Raw genomic sequence first — 1796 nt, 5'->3', positions numbered from 1 at the left:
GAGTACGACGCGATCGCGCCGTCGGAGTCCGCGGAGGCCGACCCGTCCACCGCCACCGACGCACCGGTCGGCGTCGCGGTGAACGACGCCGCCGGCGCCGCGTTCCCCGGCGGCAGGTCGCCGGTGGTGGTCAGCTCGGCGCTCAGGTCGAAGCCCATGTCACGGGTGGCCCGGTAGTTCAGGTGCGTCTCCGCGGCCACCACGTTGATGCCGTCGACCAGCAGGCTCGGCGGTACGTCGACCTCGAACGGGTTGTTCGCCGCCGTCGTCGCGTTCCGGGCCGAGTCCGCGTAGGAGTTCGGCGTGATCGTGCCGGTGCGCATGTTCTCCCGGATCACCTCGACCCCGTTGACATAGACCACGACACCGTCGTTGGCCAGGCCGCTCAGGTGCAGGCTCGCCACCTGGCTGGCATCGGGGATCGTGACCTCCTTCCGGAAGTACGCCGCCAACGGCCGCTCCGCGGTGGTCGCGAAGGTGTCGATGTAGGTCGTCACCCCCGAGGCGGGCCAGCCCAGGATCGCGTCGCCGGTGTTCCACGACCCGACGTCGCCGCCGATGTCGTTCCACCCGGCACCGGGCGCGGTGCCGTCGTACTTCCACCGCCACGACGAGCCGGCCTCGATGATCGTGCCGGTCGTGGTGGTCGCACCGGTCACCGTGACCGTCCGCGTCGCCGTCGCCGTGGCACCCTCGTTGTCGGTCACCGTCAGCGTGATCGTCTTCTCCCCCGGCGTGGTGTAGACGTGCGAGGCCGTGGCACCCGAACCGTTCGGCGTGCCGTCGCCCCAGTTCCACGAGTACGACGCGATCGCGCCGTCGGAGTCCGCGGAGGCCGACCCGTCCACCGCCACCGACGCATCCGTCGGCGTGGCCGTGAACGACGCCGTCGGCGCCACGTTCGGGACCTGCGCGGCTTCCCCGCCCACCCCGCTGGCGAACAGCGACTGGATCTCGCTGGCCGAGAGCGCGCGGCTCCACACCGCCGGCTCGTCGATGCTGCCGTCGAAGTAGTCGCTGGCGGGCCACTTGAGGTTGTAGAAGTTGATGCCGAAGACCGCCTGCATGTCGGTGTGGTCGGCGTAGCCGGTGCGCACGTAGCTGGTCAGCATGCCCTGCGGTCGGGTGTCGGGGTTGTCGACGGTGCCGAGGACCGATCCCTGCAGCTGTCCGTCGACGTAGAGGCTGACCGTGCCGTTGCCGTCGTAGGTGCCGACGGCCTGGTGCCACTCACCGTCGTTCCAGACCGGTCCCTGGTTGCGGAGGAAGATCTTCGGTGTTCCGAAGCGTCCGGGGATGCCGATCGCCTTGAGCGAGAAGATCAGCCCGCCGTTGTTGTCCATGCTGATCAGACGGTCCTGGTTCCCACCGGCTCCGGAGGCGGCGTCGGTCTGGGCGATCAGGTTGCCGCCGCGCACCGAGGTCGTCTTGAACCAGACCGACTCGGAGAAGGCGTTGGGCGCGACGATCTGGCTGTTGGACCGGACGTAGCCGGTCGAGCCGTCGAGCGCCACCGCGGGGTTGTCCGCCATCGGACCGTCGGGGTCGGCGGTGACGCCACCGACGCGAGTCCCGGTGACGCTGGTCCCGGGGCCCGCGGCGGCGGTGGTGCCGCCGTCGTCCAGGTCCCACCACAGCGACGGGGATGCCCCCTCCATCTCGGTCGCGAAATCGGGCGGGGCCGCCGCTGCCACCGTCGCGGAGACGGCCGTCGACAAGGCGCTGGTGCTGTTGCCGTCGCTGGCGCTCACCCGGTAGGAGTGGGTGCTGCCCGCGGCCAGGCCGGTGTCGTCGAA

The 1796-nt window shown here is 70.7% G+C and carries 1 protein-coding gene; it reads right to left on the bottom strand.

Translation table 11 applies throughout. From position 1 onward, the window contains the following. A partial coding sequence (locus tag E8D34_RS20615) for a PKD domain-containing protein (protein ID WP_136596389.1) occupies positions 1–1796 on the bottom strand: 1796 nt, incomplete at both ends.

Origin of the sequence: Nocardioides sp. GY 10113 (assembly GCF_004919105.1) — a bacterium.
Taxonomy (GTDB): domain Bacteria; phylum Actinomycetota; class Actinomycetes; order Propionibacteriales; family Nocardioidaceae; genus Nocardioides.
Note: the sequence above shows the minus strand (reverse complement) of the source record. Positions and strands in the feature narration are given on the sequence as shown.